This window comes from Mycobacterium sp. IDUB_17, from assembly GCF_055419465.1.
Genome location: NZ_JBVAXS010000002.1, coordinates 292,696 through 305,891, shown reverse-complemented (window position 1 = coordinate 305,891; position 13,196 = coordinate 292,696). Strand labels below are relative to the sequence as shown.

Sequence of the window (13,196 nt, the reverse complement as noted above, 5' to 3'; positions counted from 1 at the left end):
CACGCGTACCGCCGCTCAAACGCGGGTAATGGACGCGGCACTGAAACTCATTGCCAATCACGGGGTCAGCGGGACGTCACTGCAGATGATCGCCGACGAAATGGGTGTCACGAAGGCCGCCGTGTATCGGCAGTTCAAGACCAAGGAAGAGATCGTCATCGCGATCACCGAACGGGAGATGAGCCGACTCGAAGAGGCACTCGAGGCGGTCGAGGCGCAGGGGTCTCCCCGGCAGGCCCGTGAGGAGCTGCTGGACCGGATGATCGAGCAGGCCATCGACCGCCGCGGCGCCTTCAGCATTCCGATGTTCGACCCCGTGATCATTCGCCTGCAGGCCGAGTACGAGCCGTTTCAGCGGTTCATCGAACGCCTCTATGCCGCACTCCTGGGCACCGAAGCCGGCGTCGAGGCCCGGCTTCACGCGGCGATGCTCTCAAGTGCGATCAGCGTCGCGGTCATGCATCCGCTGCTCGCCGACATCGACGGCGAGACCCTCCGGGTCCAGCTGAACCAGATGACCCGGCGGATGCTCGGGCTCGCTGATTAGCGGGACAACAATCCAGCTCAGATCGCACGATCTGCATAACCTCTCGGTAAAAAGCGCGCACGAGGACCCTCACCCTCGGCTAGCCGGAGGTGGTACCCGCCGGCCGGTGGATCGGCCGGTCTCGGTCGCGTGTCGCTTTTCTGCACACGCGCGTGCAGAAGGCAAGAGTTCCCGTTGGTCGGACGCCAGGGTTACAGTCGTGACAGGACGAGCTTGGCGAGGGATTGCATTTTCGCCTGGCCCACCGGTGGCTCGGTGAATGAATACAGCGTGACGGGATCGATGCCAGCATCACGAATGGCTGAAACGTGTTGAACAGCCAATATGCGCCGTGATCACAACGTACAGTATCGGGCATGGCCGCGCCCGAATCAAAGGACGTTTGGACTGCTCTAATAGCGATCATCCTCGGCATCGCCGCGGTAGTCGCGGCGATTTACATTCCGCTCGCGGCCCCGGAGCACTTTCATTGGAACGCAATTCCCATGGCGATCATCTATGGTCTCGGCGTGCTCCTTGTCATTCCCGTCCTGGGCCTGACGCGAGGATGGCGAGTCCCGGGCCAGCGGACCGCGAGTGAACCCGTTGCGCTCGTCGAGCCCACGACCTGGGAAATCCGAAGCGCGAATACCGCGAGCGTTTTCGACTTCTTGCTCCGCAATACCGGCTCACGCACGGCGTACAACGTAGTCGTTGGTGACTCGAATTTCGAGCGTGAACTAGGAAAGATCGGACCAAAAAGCGACGGTTTCTTTACCGTGAATAACCACCCCGCCTACGGCGTATTGGTCACCGTTAGGTGGAATGAGATAGACGACCCGTCTGCCGCCGAGTTTTCCTGGACCGGAGGGCATTCCGCCCCGAGCGGCCATTAGCGTCTCTACGCATTTGCGTGGCCGTGCTCAGCGCCCGATTGGAACGCGCAGACCCACCTCGTAGCTCCTAGGTGTCGTTCTACGCAAATCGAAGCGAAACGCAGCTTCGGCGGCCGTCGGTCTCGACCTGAAAGACCCTCGATGGAGGTCGACACCCCATCTGGATTGGCTAGCGAACTAAACTAATGTGTCCAGTTAAACAACGAAAGGCGTTTCGCTAACTTGCGATGCCTCCCGACACCCGCTGCTCAGCCAGCACCAATTGCCGTCGGATCAGAAACAGCGGGAACGCCACACTCACGGCAATGACCGCACTGAGCACGATGTAGATCCACACCTTCGGGATACCGATCCGGCGGGCCTCGACGACCATGAACACGAACGCCGCCAACCCGAACAGCAGCAGGTCGTTGGTGAGTGAGGACGTCGCGTAGTTGGTGTAGCCACTCTTGAAGAAGTCGATCAGGCTCGTGCTTTCAGTGGTGATGTAGCCGATGTTGTTCCACCAGGTCCCGACGAGCGCCACCACGGCGATCACGGCGTAGACGCCGCACAAGATCTTGTCGTTTCGACTCAGCTCTGCCATCGTCATGCCTCCCCGTCAGACCGACACAGTCCAGGTCAACCTATCGATCCGGCAGACGTGAGGGGCCCGTTTGGCGCCAATCAGGTGAGTGAGTACTCTCTCACCATGTCATCCGGACGGGACCGGCTCTTGGCCACGGCACTCAAGCTGTTCGCCGCCAAGGGGTATGCCGCGACGTCGGTGGCCCACATCCAGCAGGCGGCCGGCCTGGCACCGGGGTCGGGTGCGCTCTACAAACACTTCGGCTCGAAACGGGAACTACTCGAGGCCGCGGTCTCGCACCGCATCGACGCCATCGTGAGCGCCCGTGAGCAGTACGACGCCGGCAATCCGAAATCCGTCGAGGAGGCGGTTCGCAGTGCCGGTCAATTGATCTGGACCAACCTCACCCAGAGCGAGGAACTGCTGCGGGTCATGCTGCGTGAACCCGATGAGCTCGGCGAGCTCGACGAGAAGACGTGGCAGGTCATCACCGACAACGCCTATCAGCGGTTCGCCGATGAGCTGGCCGCATCCAATCGCTCGGGCCGCACCCAGATCCCCGATCCCGAGGCCACCGCGGCGGTCGCCATCGCCGGGCTGTCCTACGCCGCGACCCTGCAGGCGCTGACCGGGCGCTTGCCGGGCAACGTCGACCACGAACGCTTCTTCGAGGCCTGGGTCACCCAGACCGTCAGCGTGATCAAACAACACCGCACTCAAACCAACTGATTCCCAACCTATTTCAGGAGGAAACCGTGACGTTCTCCCTGCAACTGAGCGACGACGTGATCGAGGTCCGCGACTGGGTCCACCAGTTCGCCGCCGAGGTGGTGCGCCCCGCGGCCGCGGAATGGGATGAGCGGGAGGAAACCCCGTGGCCGGTCATCCAGGAGGCCGCGAAGGTGGGGCTGTACTCCCCCGAGTTGTTCGCCCAGCAGGCCGCCGAACCCACCGGGCTGGGCATGCTGACCGTGTTCGAGGAATTGTTCTGGGGTGACGCCGGCATCGCGCTGTCGATCCTGGGCACCGGCCTGGCCGCAGCGGCGTTGGCGGGCAACGGAACTCCCGAACAGTTGGGCCTCTGGCTGCCGGAGATGTTCGGTACGGCCGACGAACCCAAGCTCGGCGCGTTCTGCTCCTCGGAGCCCGACGCCGGCTCTGACGTCGGCGCCATCCGCACCCGCGCCCGCTTCGACGAGGCGACCCGCGAGTGGGTGCTCAACGGCACCAAGACCTGGGCCACCAATGGCGGGATCGCCAACGTCCACATCGTGGTCGCCTCGGTCTACCCCGAACTCGGCTCGCGCGGGCAGGCCACGTTCATCATCCCGCCGAACACTCACGGCTTCACCCAGGGCCAGAAGTTCAAGAAGCACGGTATCCGCGCCTCGCACACCGCCGAGGTGGTGCTCGACAACGTCCGGCTGTCCGAGGATCTGATCCTGGGCGGTCGGGAGAAGTTCGAGGCCCGCATCGCGCGCGTGAAGTCCGGCGCATCGGCCGGCGGCCAGGCCGCGATGAAGACCTTCGAGCGCACCCGGCCCACCGTCGGGGCGATGGCGGTCGGCGTGGCCCGCGCAGCCTACGAGTACGCCCTCGACTATGCCTGCCAGCGTGAGCAATTCGGCCGCAAGATCGGCGAGTTCCAGGCCGTCGCGTTCAAGCTCGCCGACATGAAGAGCCGTATCGACGCCGCCCGGTTGCTGGTGTGGCGAGCCGGCTGGATGGCGCGCAACAACAAGGCGTTCGACAACGCCGAGGGCTCGATGGCCAAGCTCGTGGCCAGTGAGACCGCGGTGTACGTGACCGACGAGGCCATCCAGATTCTCGGCGGCAACGGCTACACCCGCGACTACCCGGTCGAGCGGATGCACCGTGACGCCAAGATCTTCACGATCTTCGAGGGCACCAGCGAGATCCAGCGACTGGTGATCTCCCGGGCCATCACCGGCCTGTCGATCCGGTAGGGGCCGAGCGGCTACTTGCCGGTGCGCTCGCGGTGCTTGCACCCGGGCCAGCAGCACGGCCGCCGCTGGCCTTCCTCCAACTCCTCCTGCGTGCGGCGTATCCGCCGCTCGCGCGTCACCTGTTGCTTGGCATCTTCGACCCAGCAGATGAACTCGTTGCGCGCGAGCGGCGTGATGTCGCGCCAGGCAGCCAGCGCCGAGACATTGCCGATCAAGGCTTCGTGCAGGTCCGCCGGCAAACTTGTGCACCACTCCGCCGGGCACGCGCAGGCCAGTCATGTAGCCAGGTTAAGCCGCCTACCGCAGCAACCCACTTGCGACTCGACATTGCCCTTACCGTGACCTTAGAAGGGTCTTATTTTTCTTAGAGTTGGTGTACGGTGGGTGCTCAGGGCGGTTGTGAGCACGGGCACATCACCGTGTTACCGCAGGCCACACGTAGGGCCGGCCGCCTCGGCAGGACGGAAGGAACCCGACATGCAGCCTGCAGCAGCCACCCGGATCGCACTTGTCACCGGCGCGTCGCGGGGTATCGGCGCCGACGTCGCCCAGCAGCTCGCCAGTCCGGAGACCCACGTCGTCGTCAACTACCGCGAGAAGGCCAAACGCGCCAACACGGTCGTCGACGCCATCCGCCGCGCGGGCGGACGCGCCTCCACGCTCGGCGCCGACATTTCCGATGAAGCGGCCGCCGCCGCGATGATCGAGCGGGTGGGCCGTGAGTTCGGCCGCCTGGATGTCCTGGTGCTCAACGCTTCGACCGGGCTGGAGCTGGGAACCGATCCCGGCTACGCGATGCGGCTGAACCGCGATGCACAGCGCCGGCTGGCCAAGCTGGCCTTACCGCTGATGCCGGTGGGCGGTCAGATCGTGTTCGTCACCAGCCATCAGGCGCACTTCTTCCCGAACAAGGCCGTGCCGAAGGGTTACGGACCGATCGCCGCGAGCAAGCGGGCCGGCGAGACCGCGCTATACGCGATGCGTTCCGAGTTCGACCGGCGGGGAATCGATTTCACCGTGGTGTCCGGCGAGATGATGTCGGACCGGGAGTTGGCGACGACGATCGCCCGCGCCGCGTCCGCACCGTACCCGTCGGGGATCGTGTACGTCGGCGGGCCTGATCGCCTGAGCCGGATGTCGGCCTGACGTACAGCGAATAGCTCGAGACAAAGCGAGGGGCGCCCGGTATGGGCGCCCCTCGCTTTGCTTGCGTCGCGTGTCAGCGGCCGTTGCCGAATGTCGATGTGACGACGCCGGTGCTCGCCTGCTGCTGGATGTCGTGCACCCACTGGTGATGGGAGATATCAGCTTGCGCCGGGGCGGCCAGGCCGACGATGGCGGCGGCGAAACCGGTGGCGATCATGCTCGCAAAACCAAACTTCTTCATGTCGAAGCCCTTCGCTCGGGGCGTTCGAGCCGTGGCGTGTGAGTCGCGGTTCGGACGTCTTGTCCACCGGTTCGGGGGATTCCTACCCGGTCTGACTTCCACAACACGCTGCTCAAGGCGGTTAATTCCGCTGGCAGAAATTGACCGGCCGTTGGCAGCAATCACGCGACTCCGCTGCCTTCAGGCGCCCTTCGGGATCATCGCCAGCTGACGGCTCTGCACAACGACCGCCCCGGTCGCATCGAGGATCAGGTGGTCCTCTTCGAACCAGGTCGTGCCCATGACCGTCGAATTCGCCATCACCCGCAGCCAACCCGGCGACGGTCGCCGGCGCAGATAGGTCGTGAGCTGGACCGTCGGCGCCCAGCCGAACATTCCCCGGTTCATCGTCACCGGCGCACTGATGTCGCCGGCCATCAGCGCGAACAGCAGCGCCGTGTCGGTGTCTGCCTCGTCGGCGGCGAAGGGCCGCAACCACATCCGGTTGATCGGGTCACCCTGCCGGCCGGTCAGGAACAGTGCGGCCGAGGGGTCGACCCGCAGATCGCAACCCTGCGCGACGTGCACGATCTGTCCCATCGGATGGTCCGGTGTCACGTGCACGGCATCGGCCGACGGTTCGGCCGGCATCTGGGTCAGCGCCAGCGGTTCCTGATGCCGCGGGTCGCCGTCGTCGAGCATGCCGAGGGTGACCGCCGCCGTCACCGCGACCCGATCCCCCTGCGACAGCTGCACATCCACCGCGCACACCTGTCGGCCCAGCTTGCGCAGGGTCGTGCTCACCTGCACCTCACCCGGATCCGGTGCGGCCAGATAGTTGGCACTCACCGCGACCGGCTGCAGCTCGGCGCTGCCGCCGGCGGCGAGGACGGACCGGCGCGCGGCGGCCGCGCAGATCGCCATCATGCAGCCGCCGTGCACCTTGGGCCCGATGGTCCACATCGGATCAACGGTCGCACCGAAGCGGTCCGGCCCGAACTCGCGCAGCGCGGTGAGCTCAGCGAATGGGCTGGTGCGGGTGAGGATCTCGGTCATGGGGTTCCTTTCGGGATCTCCACGGTCGGCTCGTCGTTCGAAGGGCCGGCGGCGGCAAGAGCGGGAACCGGTTGCGGTGCAGCCGGAGTGGGACGCGCCGGGCGGCTTCGAACCTTGAGCGGCCACCAGAACCAACGCCCGAGGAGCGCCGCGATCGAAGGAGTGATCAGTGAGCGGACGATGAAGGTGTCGAACAGCAGCCCCAGGCCGATGGTCGTGCCGATCTGACCGACCGAACGCAGGTCGCTGGCGATCATCGAGATCATGGTGAAGGCGAACACCATGCCGGCCGCGGTGACCACCCCGCCGGTGGCGCCCATGGCCCGGATCAGCCCGGTCTTGATACCGCCGCCGAGTTCCTCCTTCATCCGGGAGACCACCAGCAGGTTGTAGTCCGAGCCGACCGCGAGCAGGATGATCACCGACATCGCGATCACCAGCCATTGCAGTTCGATGCCCAGGATGTGCTGCCAGATCAGCACCGACATGCCGAACGAAGCGGCCAGCGAGAGCACCACCGTTCCCACGATGACCAGCGAGGCCACCAGGGCCCGGGTGATCAACAACATCACCACGAAGATCAGGATGATCGCCGCGAGCGCCGCGATGAACAGGTCGTAATGCGCGCCTTCCTGGATGTCCTTGTAGGTGGCCGCGGTACCGCCGAGATAGAACTTGGCGTTGGCCAACGGCGTGCCCTTGACGGCTTCCTTGGCCGCCAGCAGCTCGGCGTCCACATGCGAAATACCTTCCAGCGTGGCCGGATCCACGTCGTGGGTGATGAGGATCCGCGCCGCCTTCCCGTCCGGTGAGAGCATCAGCTCCATACCGCGCAGGAAGTCCGGGCTGGTGAACGCCTCGGGCGGCAGATAGAACATGTCGTCGTTCTTGGCGTCGTCGAAAGTCTGGCCCATGGCCGACGCGGTGTCGGTCATCTGCTCCATCTGGATGAGCATCCCGCTGAACGTGCTGTGCAGCGTCAGCATCAAATCCCGCACCTGGGTGGAGATCCCGATCATCGGCGGGATCTGCGCGGCGATCTGTGGGGTCAGCCCGTCGACCTTGTCCATCTCGGTGGCCAGGGCCTTGGTGTTGTCGGCCAGCTTGTCGAAACCGTCCGTCGCATCGAACACCGACCGCAGGGCGTGACACACCGGGATGTTGAAGCAGTGCGGTTCCCAGTAGAAGTAGTTGCGCACCGGCCGGAAGAAGTCGTCGAAATCGGCGACCTGATCGCGCAGTTCGGCCATGGTGGCTTCCATGTCGTGCGTGGCACCGACCGCGCTGTGGGTCGCGTCGGACAGTTGCACGCTCAGATCGTGCAGGTGCTCCATGATCGCGATCATCGAGCTGAGGTGGTCGGTCATCTTCAACGTGTCGTCCAGGCGGGCCCTGATGAACTGCAGGTTCTCCCGCATGGCCACGCCCTGGGCGCTGACCTGGAACGGAACCGAGCCGTGTTCCATCGGCGGTCCGAGCGGACGGGTGATGCTCTGCACCCGCGCGATGCCCGGCACCCGGAAGATGTTCTTGGCGATACGGTCCAGCACCAGCATGTCGCGCGCGTTGCGCATGTCGTGGTCCACCTCGACCATGAGCATGTCGGGATTCATTCTGGCCGAAGAGAAATGCTTCTCGGCCGCGGCGTGCCCGATATTGGACGGCACATCGGCCGGAACGTAGTGACGGTTGTCGTAGTTGGTCCGATAGCCCGGCAGGGCCAGCACCCCGATGAGCGCGATGGACGTGGCGGCAACCAGGATCGGCAACGGCCAGCGCACGATAGCCGTGCCCAGCCGGCGCCAGCCGCGGGTCTTGGTCGCCCGCTTGGGGTCCAACCAGCCGAACCTGACACACACCGCCAGCACCGCTGGGGCGAAGGTCAGTGCCATCACCAGGATCACCAGCATGCCCAGCGCACACGGGATGGCCAGCGTGTTGAAGTAGTTCAACCGGGTGAAGTGCAGGCACAGCATCGCGCCCGAGATGGTCAGCCCGGATCCGACGATGACGTGGGTGACGCCGGAAATCGTGGTGTAGTACGCGGTTTCACGCTCTTCGCCGGCGTTTCTGGCCTCGTGGTAGCGGCCGACCAGGAAGATCCAGTAGTCGGTGCCCGCCGCGATGGCCAGCGCGGTGAGAATGCTGACGACGAATGTCGACAAGCCGAAGACATGCACGGACCCGAGCACCGCGATCAGCCCGCGCGCCATGCTCATCTCGGCAAGAACCACCGACAGCGCGATCAGCGTGGCACCGAACGAGCGGTAGACCACCAGCAGCATGATCGCGATGACGGCGAGCGTCACGGCGGTCATCTTCACCATGCTCTCGTCGCCGGCCTCGTTGGTGTCGGCGACCAGGGCGGCCTGCCCGGTGACGTGGGCCCGGATGCCCGGCGGCGCTTCGGTCTGCTCGACGATCTCGCGGACCGCATCGACGGATTCGACGCCCTGGGTGGAGCCCTGGTTGCCCGCCAGGTTCACCTGGACATAGGCGGCCTTGCCGTCCTCGCTCTGCGAGCCGGCCGAGGTGATGCGATCACCCCAGAAATCCTGCACATGCTGGACGTGCTCGGTGTCGCGTTCCAGGTTGGCCACCAGCTCGCCGTAGAAGCGGCGAGCGTCGTCGCCGAGCGGTTCGTCGCCTTCCAGCACCACCATCAGGGCGCTGTCCGAGTTGAACTCGCCGAACTTCTCGCCGATGTGCTTCATCGCGATCACCGACGGTGCGTCCTGCGGGGACAGTGAGACGGCGTTGTTCTTGCCGACGATCTCCAACGTCGGCACCAGCACGCTCACCGCGATGGTGGCTGCCAACCAGAACAAGATGATCGGCACCGACAGGGTGCGGATCAGCCGGGGATACAGGGGCGGCCGGGCGCCCTCGACGTTACGGTGGCCGCTCATGCCGCCTTCACCAAACAGCTTGTCGTGGCGGTGTGTCCGTCGGCGGACCGCTCGTCGCGAACTTCGCCGTTGACGGTGATGCGGCAGCCCAGCGCCCCGCTGTCGCCCTGCGCGATGACGTTGGCGAACACGCTGGGCACGGTGGTGGTCAGGGTCAGCGTCCAGGGCAGGGCGCTGAACTGAGTCTCCTGCGCTTGCGCGTGTTCGTCGATGTAGCTGACCATCCCGGAGGTGCCGGCCGGTCCGTACACCTCGTAGGTCACGTACTTGGGCACGGTCGAGACGATGTTCTCGACCCGGGCGTCACCGCCAGCCAGTCGCTGCGTGCCGAACACCCCGTGGAACCGGTTGATGATGAACGCGCCGGCGCCGACCACCACGACGATCACCAGCACAATCCACATCCGCGCCAGTGCGGTCATCACTGTCTTCATCGCCTGTATCCAGACGCATTCCGCGTTACCGCACCCAACATGGACGCTGACCTTACAGCCATAAGCAAACACATGTAAAGTTGAGGCAATCGACCGGTAAGCCAGGCGTTCGCCGAGACGTTGGAATCGCGTAATCCGCTGAGCAGCAATAGTTTTGATCGGCAATCAGACAAGGACCGTCGCCGAAAACGCCCGAGGCGCAAAGATGCGACAGGAGCAAGGCCGGTCCACATATAGTGGGCGCACGAGAAACCGACCCGGCGTTAACCTAACACGTGTTAGCATAAGGGCATGGTTCCAGCCCCTCGTCGACGCAATATGCGTGGTCAGGGCGCCCTCCTTCGCGACGAGATCCTTTCCGCGGCCATCCGCGTCATCGATGCCGCCCAGAATGAGGCCGAGGTATCGCTGCGCAGCATCGCCCGCGAGGCCGGTATCGCGGCCCCTTCGGTCTACGCGCACTTCGAAGACCGTGACAGCGTGCTCGATGCGGTGGCCGAAGCGAGTTGGACGCAGGTGTCCGAGGAGATCGCGGAACACCGCACCGACAGCAAGCCCCCGCGCGAGCGGCTGTTTCTCGGCTGCCAGACCTACGTGTCCTTCGCCGAGCGCCACCCGCTGCGCTATGCGCTGATGAGCCAGATCACCGACACCTCGCCGGCCGCCCGGCAGGCATTGGCGATCGTCACCCGGGGCCTGCTCGCCTGCCGCGGCGACGACCCGCAGGCGCCCCCGACGCCCGAATCCGATCGGATCGCCGCGGCCCTCTCGGTCGCGGTGCATGGTGTGGCGATGCTGCACCGCACCGATACCCCACACCTGTGGCTGAGCTCGTTCAGCACCGACGAGATCCTCCGCAGCCTGATCGACGCCGCCATCCTGCAACTCGACCAGGCCGCCGTCTCCCCCGGGCCACGTCGTCAATCGACTTCAAGGCGCGGCTCACGTACTTCTTGACCGAGCCTTCGGTCAATTTGTCCACTTTCGTGCACCATCGGCACCGTCAGCGCGAAGCTAGCTTTCTGACGAACACACTTCGCGCCAAGGAGGCCCTGTGTCCCGACTCCGCTTCGGCTTCTTCATCGCCCCGTTCCATCGCGCGGGCATCAATCCGACGTTGGCCCTGCACCGGGACCTGGAGTTCATCGAGCACCTCGACGCGCTCGGGTACGACGAGGTCTGGATCGGCGAGCATCACTCCGCCGGCAGCGAGATCATCAGCTCGCCGGAGGTGTTCATCGCCGCGGCGGCCGCACGAGCCAAGCGGATCAAGTTCGGCACCGGCGTGATCTCGCTGTCGTATCACAACCCGCTGTGGGCGGCCGACCGGCTGATGCTGCTCGACCACCTCACCCACGGCCGCATCATCGGCGGCGTCGGACCCGGTTCCCTGCCCACCGACTCGGCCATGATCGGGCTCAACCCGACCGATACCCGCGAATTGTTGGAAACCAACCTCGACATCCTGGTGCGTCTGCTCGCCGGGGAAACGGTCAGCGCCAAGACGCCCACCCACGAACTGTTCGACGCGAAACTGCAACTGGCCCCGTACTCAGAAGGTGGGATCCCGTTGTCGGTGGCCGCCGTGGCCTCCCCCACCGGTGCCCGGTTGGCCGGCAAGCATGGCATCGGCCTGCTGTCGGTCGGCGCCACGCTGAGCGAGGCCGGCTTCGATGCGCTGGGCCATCACTGGAACATCGCCGAGGAGCGCGCCGCGGCGTTCGGCACCACGATCGATCGGAGCAATTGGTCGCTAGTCGGCCCGTTCCACGTCGCCGAGACTGACGCGCAGGCCCGCGCCGAGGTCCGCTACGGCATCGAGGCGTGGTTCAACTACTTCCAGAAGATTGCGGCATTCCCGCAGATGACCATGCCGGGCGGCCATATCGACGAGATGATCGACATGATCAACGATCGCGGCGCCGGTGTGATCGGAACTCCGGAGCGGGCGCGCGCCCAGGTGCAGCGACTGTGTGACCAGTCCGGCGGGTTCGGATCCATGCTCCAGATGGCCGCGGACTGGGCCAATCCCGCCGCCACCCGACGCTCGGCGGAGCTGTTCGCCGAGGAAGTCATGCCGCATTTCCAGGGGCAGGCCCAGCCGACCCTGGACGCCGCGGCGCGCGCCGGGCAAGTGCGCGACGAGCTGGCCCAGACACAGATCGATGCGATCACCCACATGGCGCAGAAGTACGAGGCCGAAAAGGCCGATACCTAAGCGGATTGGATGATCTCAGCCAAAGTCGATGCCGCGCGAAAGAGCGAAAGGGTGCGTTCAGTGATCGACTTCAACCGCTTGTCGAGCGCTTCGAGTGAGCGATTCACATCGTCGAGGTCCCGGATCGCCGCGACCGCCCGTTGAACATCGGGGATGCGGTAACCGGCAGCCCGCAGAGCTGCCGTGATGCGCGCCTCGCGGATGGCCTCAAGCTGATAGCGCCTGGTCGATCCACTCCGATTCGTGATCCGCTCTGGCTTCACCAGCCCCTCCTTCTCCCAGAAGCGGAGCGTGGAGGCACGAACGCCGAGCGCCCGTGACAGTTCGGTGATGGTCATCGCGTCGGCTTCCACCGGGGCAGCTTCAGTCTCGGCCTCGCCCTGGATCGCCTCCAGCGCTTGACGCGCAACCAGTGCCTGTTCGTGCTCCCTGTTGAGCCCGATGTGCAACGAGCACACCAGGTTTACGGCTTCGCCTGGCGACACCGTTCGGATTGCGCGCATCGACCGACGGGCCTCGGCCGGCCCCACGGCGTTGGCCAGATCGCGATACGCACGTAGGTCACGAATCTCGGTTGTCGAGAACTGCCGGTACCCGTTGTCCGCTCGTACCGCCGATGAGATGACGCCGAGACGCTCCAGGTCACGAATCTGCTGGACCGAGTACCCGGTCGCCGCCGCTACCGCCGAGACGGTCAGCATGATGCTCCAAACCCTCCATAAGCACTTCAACCGCACACTTCAACCATGAGTATGGACCAGCTACTGGAGATGATCCGACGCTTCGACGGCGTCTTTGAACTGGCACCGACAGCGGGCAGCCCGTTCCCGCAGATCGCCTGGGGCGACCACTTCTTCTACTTCGCACCCAACGGTCAAGTACCGCAACGAGAACAGCCTTACGCCACCATTGTCACGAAGAACTATCCCGACGATACTTCGTGTGACCTCGACCAACCCGACCGATGGCGGCTGAACATCCACGTCGGCCGGAGCGCCTTCATCGAAGTCGTCGGCGCTGATCCTCGGGTCGACCCGACCGCCGTCGACTTCACCGCCGTCGACACCGTCCTCCCTCATCCGGTCCATCGCGCCCAAGGCTGGATCTCGATCATCAACCCGGGGGCACACACTCAAGCGTTGGCGGTCAACCTGCTCGGCGGGGCGCACGACGCGGCGCGCCGGCGAGCAATCCGCCGCGCGTCCAGCACTTCCCAGCACGCCCCATGAGTACTACATTCGGTAGTAGTCAACCCT

The 13,196-nt window shown here is 65.1% G+C and carries 14 protein-coding genes and 1 pseudogene; 8 read left to right on the top strand and 7 right to left on the bottom strand.

Features of this window, described 5'->3' with window-relative positions; translation table 11 throughout:
- The first annotated feature begins 28 nt into the window (after positions 1–28).
- Both ACZYZ7_RS08630 and ACZYZ7_RS08625 read left to right on the top strand, forming a co-directional pair.
- Positions 29–547: a TetR/AcrR family transcriptional regulator gene (locus tag ACZYZ7_RS08630; RefSeq protein ID WP_450069747.1), complete on the top strand. Its 519-nt coding sequence runs from the start codon at positions 29–31 to the stop codon at positions 545–547.
- Between the two features lie 356 nt (positions 548–903).
- Positions 904–1,422: a hypothetical protein gene (locus ACZYZ7_RS08625; protein ID WP_463740666.1), complete on the top strand. Its 519-nt coding sequence runs from the start codon at positions 904–906 to the stop codon at positions 1,420–1,422.
- Positions 1,423–1,639: 217 nt separating this feature from the next.
- Here ACZYZ7_RS08625 and ACZYZ7_RS08620 read toward each other — a convergent pair whose 3' ends face one another.
- Positions 1,640–2,008 (bottom strand): DUF2834 domain-containing protein, encoded by a 369-nt coding sequence (locus ACZYZ7_RS08620; protein WP_463740665.1) that lies wholly within the window; start codon positions 2,006–2,008, stop codon positions 1,640–1,642.
- 105 nt (positions 2,009–2,113) lie between these two features.
- Here ACZYZ7_RS08620 and ACZYZ7_RS08615 point away from each other — a divergent pair, with 105 nt between their 5' ends.
- Positions 2,114–2,719, top strand: a complete 606-nt coding sequence (locus tag ACZYZ7_RS08615) for a TetR/AcrR family transcriptional regulator (protein ID WP_450069526.1) — start codon at positions 2,114–2,116, stop codon at positions 2,717–2,719.
- 26 nt (positions 2,720–2,745) lie between these two features.
- Entirely contained in the window at positions 2,746–3,957 is a 1,212-nt protein-coding gene (locus tag ACZYZ7_RS08610; protein WP_463740664.1) for an acyl-CoA dehydrogenase family protein, read from the top strand.
- Positions 3,958–3,968: 11 nt separating this feature from the next.
- Here the strand turns inward: ACZYZ7_RS08610 and ACZYZ7_RS08605 are convergent.
- A pseudogene (locus tag ACZYZ7_RS08605) lies at positions 3,969–4,236 on the bottom strand (YdeI/OmpD-associated family protein).
- 198 nt (positions 4,237–4,434) lie between these two features.
- Between ACZYZ7_RS08605 and ACZYZ7_RS08600 the strand changes: the two are divergent.
- Positions 4,435–5,103 carry an SDR family oxidoreductase gene (locus ACZYZ7_RS08600; protein WP_450069529.1) on the top strand — a complete coding sequence of 223 codons (669 nt, stop codon included), beginning with the start codon at positions 4,435–4,437 and terminating at the stop codon, positions 5,101–5,103.
- A 73-nt stretch (positions 5,104–5,176) separates the two neighbouring features.
- Here ACZYZ7_RS08600 and ACZYZ7_RS08595 read toward each other — a convergent pair whose 3' ends face one another.
- From ACZYZ7_RS08595 to ACZYZ7_RS08580, 4 genes are all read right to left on the bottom strand, one after another.
- Positions 5,177–5,344 (bottom strand): hypothetical protein, encoded by a 168-nt coding sequence (locus ACZYZ7_RS08595; RefSeq protein ID WP_450069530.1) that lies wholly within the window; start codon positions 5,342–5,344, stop codon positions 5,177–5,179.
- 180 nt (positions 5,345–5,524) lie between these two features.
- Positions 5,525–6,379, bottom strand: coding sequence for a thioesterase family protein (locus ACZYZ7_RS08590; RefSeq protein ID WP_463740663.1), 855 nt, complete (start codon positions 6,377–6,379; stop codon positions 5,525–5,527).
- The gene (locus ACZYZ7_RS08585; RefSeq protein WP_463740662.1) at positions 6,376–9,288 is read right to left on the bottom strand and encodes an MMPL/RND family transporter; all 2,913 of its coding nucleotides are present in this window, start codon (positions 9,286–9,288) and stop codon (positions 6,376–6,378) included. The genes ACZYZ7_RS08590 and ACZYZ7_RS08585 overlap by 4 nt, the downstream gene beginning before the upstream one ends.
- Positions 9,285–9,722: an MmpS family transport accessory protein gene (locus ACZYZ7_RS08580; protein WP_463740661.1), complete on the bottom strand. Its 438-nt coding sequence runs from the start codon at positions 9,720–9,722 to the stop codon at positions 9,285–9,287. Before ACZYZ7_RS08580 ends, ACZYZ7_RS08585 begins: the two co-directional genes overlap by 4 nt.
- 291 nt (positions 9,723–10,013) lie before the next feature.
- Here ACZYZ7_RS08580 and ACZYZ7_RS08575 point away from each other — a divergent pair, with 291 nt between their 5' ends.
- Both ACZYZ7_RS08575 and ACZYZ7_RS08570 read left to right on the top strand, forming a co-directional pair.
- Entirely contained in the window at positions 10,014–10,679 is a 666-nt protein-coding gene (locus tag ACZYZ7_RS08575; protein WP_463740660.1) for a TetR/AcrR family transcriptional regulator, read from the top strand.
- A 97-nt stretch (positions 10,680–10,776) separates the two neighbouring features.
- Positions 10,777–11,940, top strand: a complete 1,164-nt coding sequence (locus ACZYZ7_RS08570; RefSeq protein WP_463740659.1) for an LLM class flavin-dependent oxidoreductase — start codon at positions 10,777–10,779, stop codon at positions 11,938–11,940.
- Here the strand turns inward: ACZYZ7_RS08570 and ACZYZ7_RS08565 are convergent.
- Positions 11,937–12,641, bottom strand: a complete 705-nt coding sequence (locus ACZYZ7_RS08565) for a MerR family transcriptional regulator (protein ID WP_450069535.1) — start codon at positions 12,639–12,641, stop codon at positions 11,937–11,939. The genes ACZYZ7_RS08570 and ACZYZ7_RS08565 overlap by 4 nt on opposite strands.
- Positions 12,642–12,686: 45 nt before the next feature.
- On the opposite strand from ACZYZ7_RS08565, the gene ACZYZ7_RS08560 reads away from it, so the two are divergent.
- The gene (locus ACZYZ7_RS08560; protein WP_450069536.1) at positions 12,687–13,169 is read left to right on the top strand and encodes a DUF6194 family protein; all 483 of its coding nucleotides are present in this window, start codon (positions 12,687–12,689) and stop codon (positions 13,167–13,169) included.
- Positions 13,170–13,196: the final 27 nt, after the last annotated feature.

Coding starts and splice junctions, on each gene's coding strand:
- ACZYZ7_RS08580 (WP_463740661.1), bottom strand. CDS start 9,722: ATGAAGACAGTGATGACCGCACTGGCGCGGATGTGGATTGTGCTGGTG.
- ACZYZ7_RS08575 (WP_463740660.1), top strand. CDS start 10,014: ATGGTTCCAGCCCCTCGTCGACGCAATATGCGTGGTCAGGGCGCCCTC.
- ACZYZ7_RS08620 (WP_463740665.1), bottom strand. CDS start 2,008: ATGGCAGAGCTGAGTCGAAACGACAAGATCTTGTGCGGCGTCTACGCC.
- ACZYZ7_RS08590 (WP_463740663.1), bottom strand. CDS start 6,379: ATGACCGAGATCCTCACCCGCACCAGCCCATTCGCTGAGCTCACCGCG.
- ACZYZ7_RS08585 (WP_463740662.1), bottom strand. CDS start 9,288: ATGAGCGGCCACCGTAACGTCGAGGGCGCCCGGCCGCCCCTGTATCCC.
- ACZYZ7_RS08600 (WP_450069529.1), top strand. CDS start 4,435: ATGCAGCCTGCAGCAGCCACCCGGATCGCACTTGTCACCGGCGCGTCG.
- ACZYZ7_RS08565 (WP_450069535.1), bottom strand. CDS start 12,641: ATGCTGACCGTCTCGGCGGTAGCGGCGGCGACCGGGTACTCGGTCCAG.
- ACZYZ7_RS08625 (WP_463740666.1), top strand. CDS start 904: ATGGCCGCGCCCGAATCAAAGGACGTTTGGACTGCTCTAATAGCGATC.
- ACZYZ7_RS08630 (WP_450069747.1), top strand. CDS start 29: ATGGACGCGGCACTGAAACTCATTGCCAATCACGGGGTCAGCGGGACG.
- ACZYZ7_RS08595 (WP_450069530.1), bottom strand. CDS start 5,344: ATGAAGAAGTTTGGTTTTGCGAGCATGATCGCCACCGGTTTCGCCGCC.
- ACZYZ7_RS08560 (WP_450069536.1), top strand. CDS start 12,687: ATGAGTATGGACCAGCTACTGGAGATGATCCGACGCTTCGACGGCGTC.
- ACZYZ7_RS08615 (WP_450069526.1), top strand. CDS start 2,114: ATGTCATCCGGACGGGACCGGCTCTTGGCCACGGCACTCAAGCTGTTC.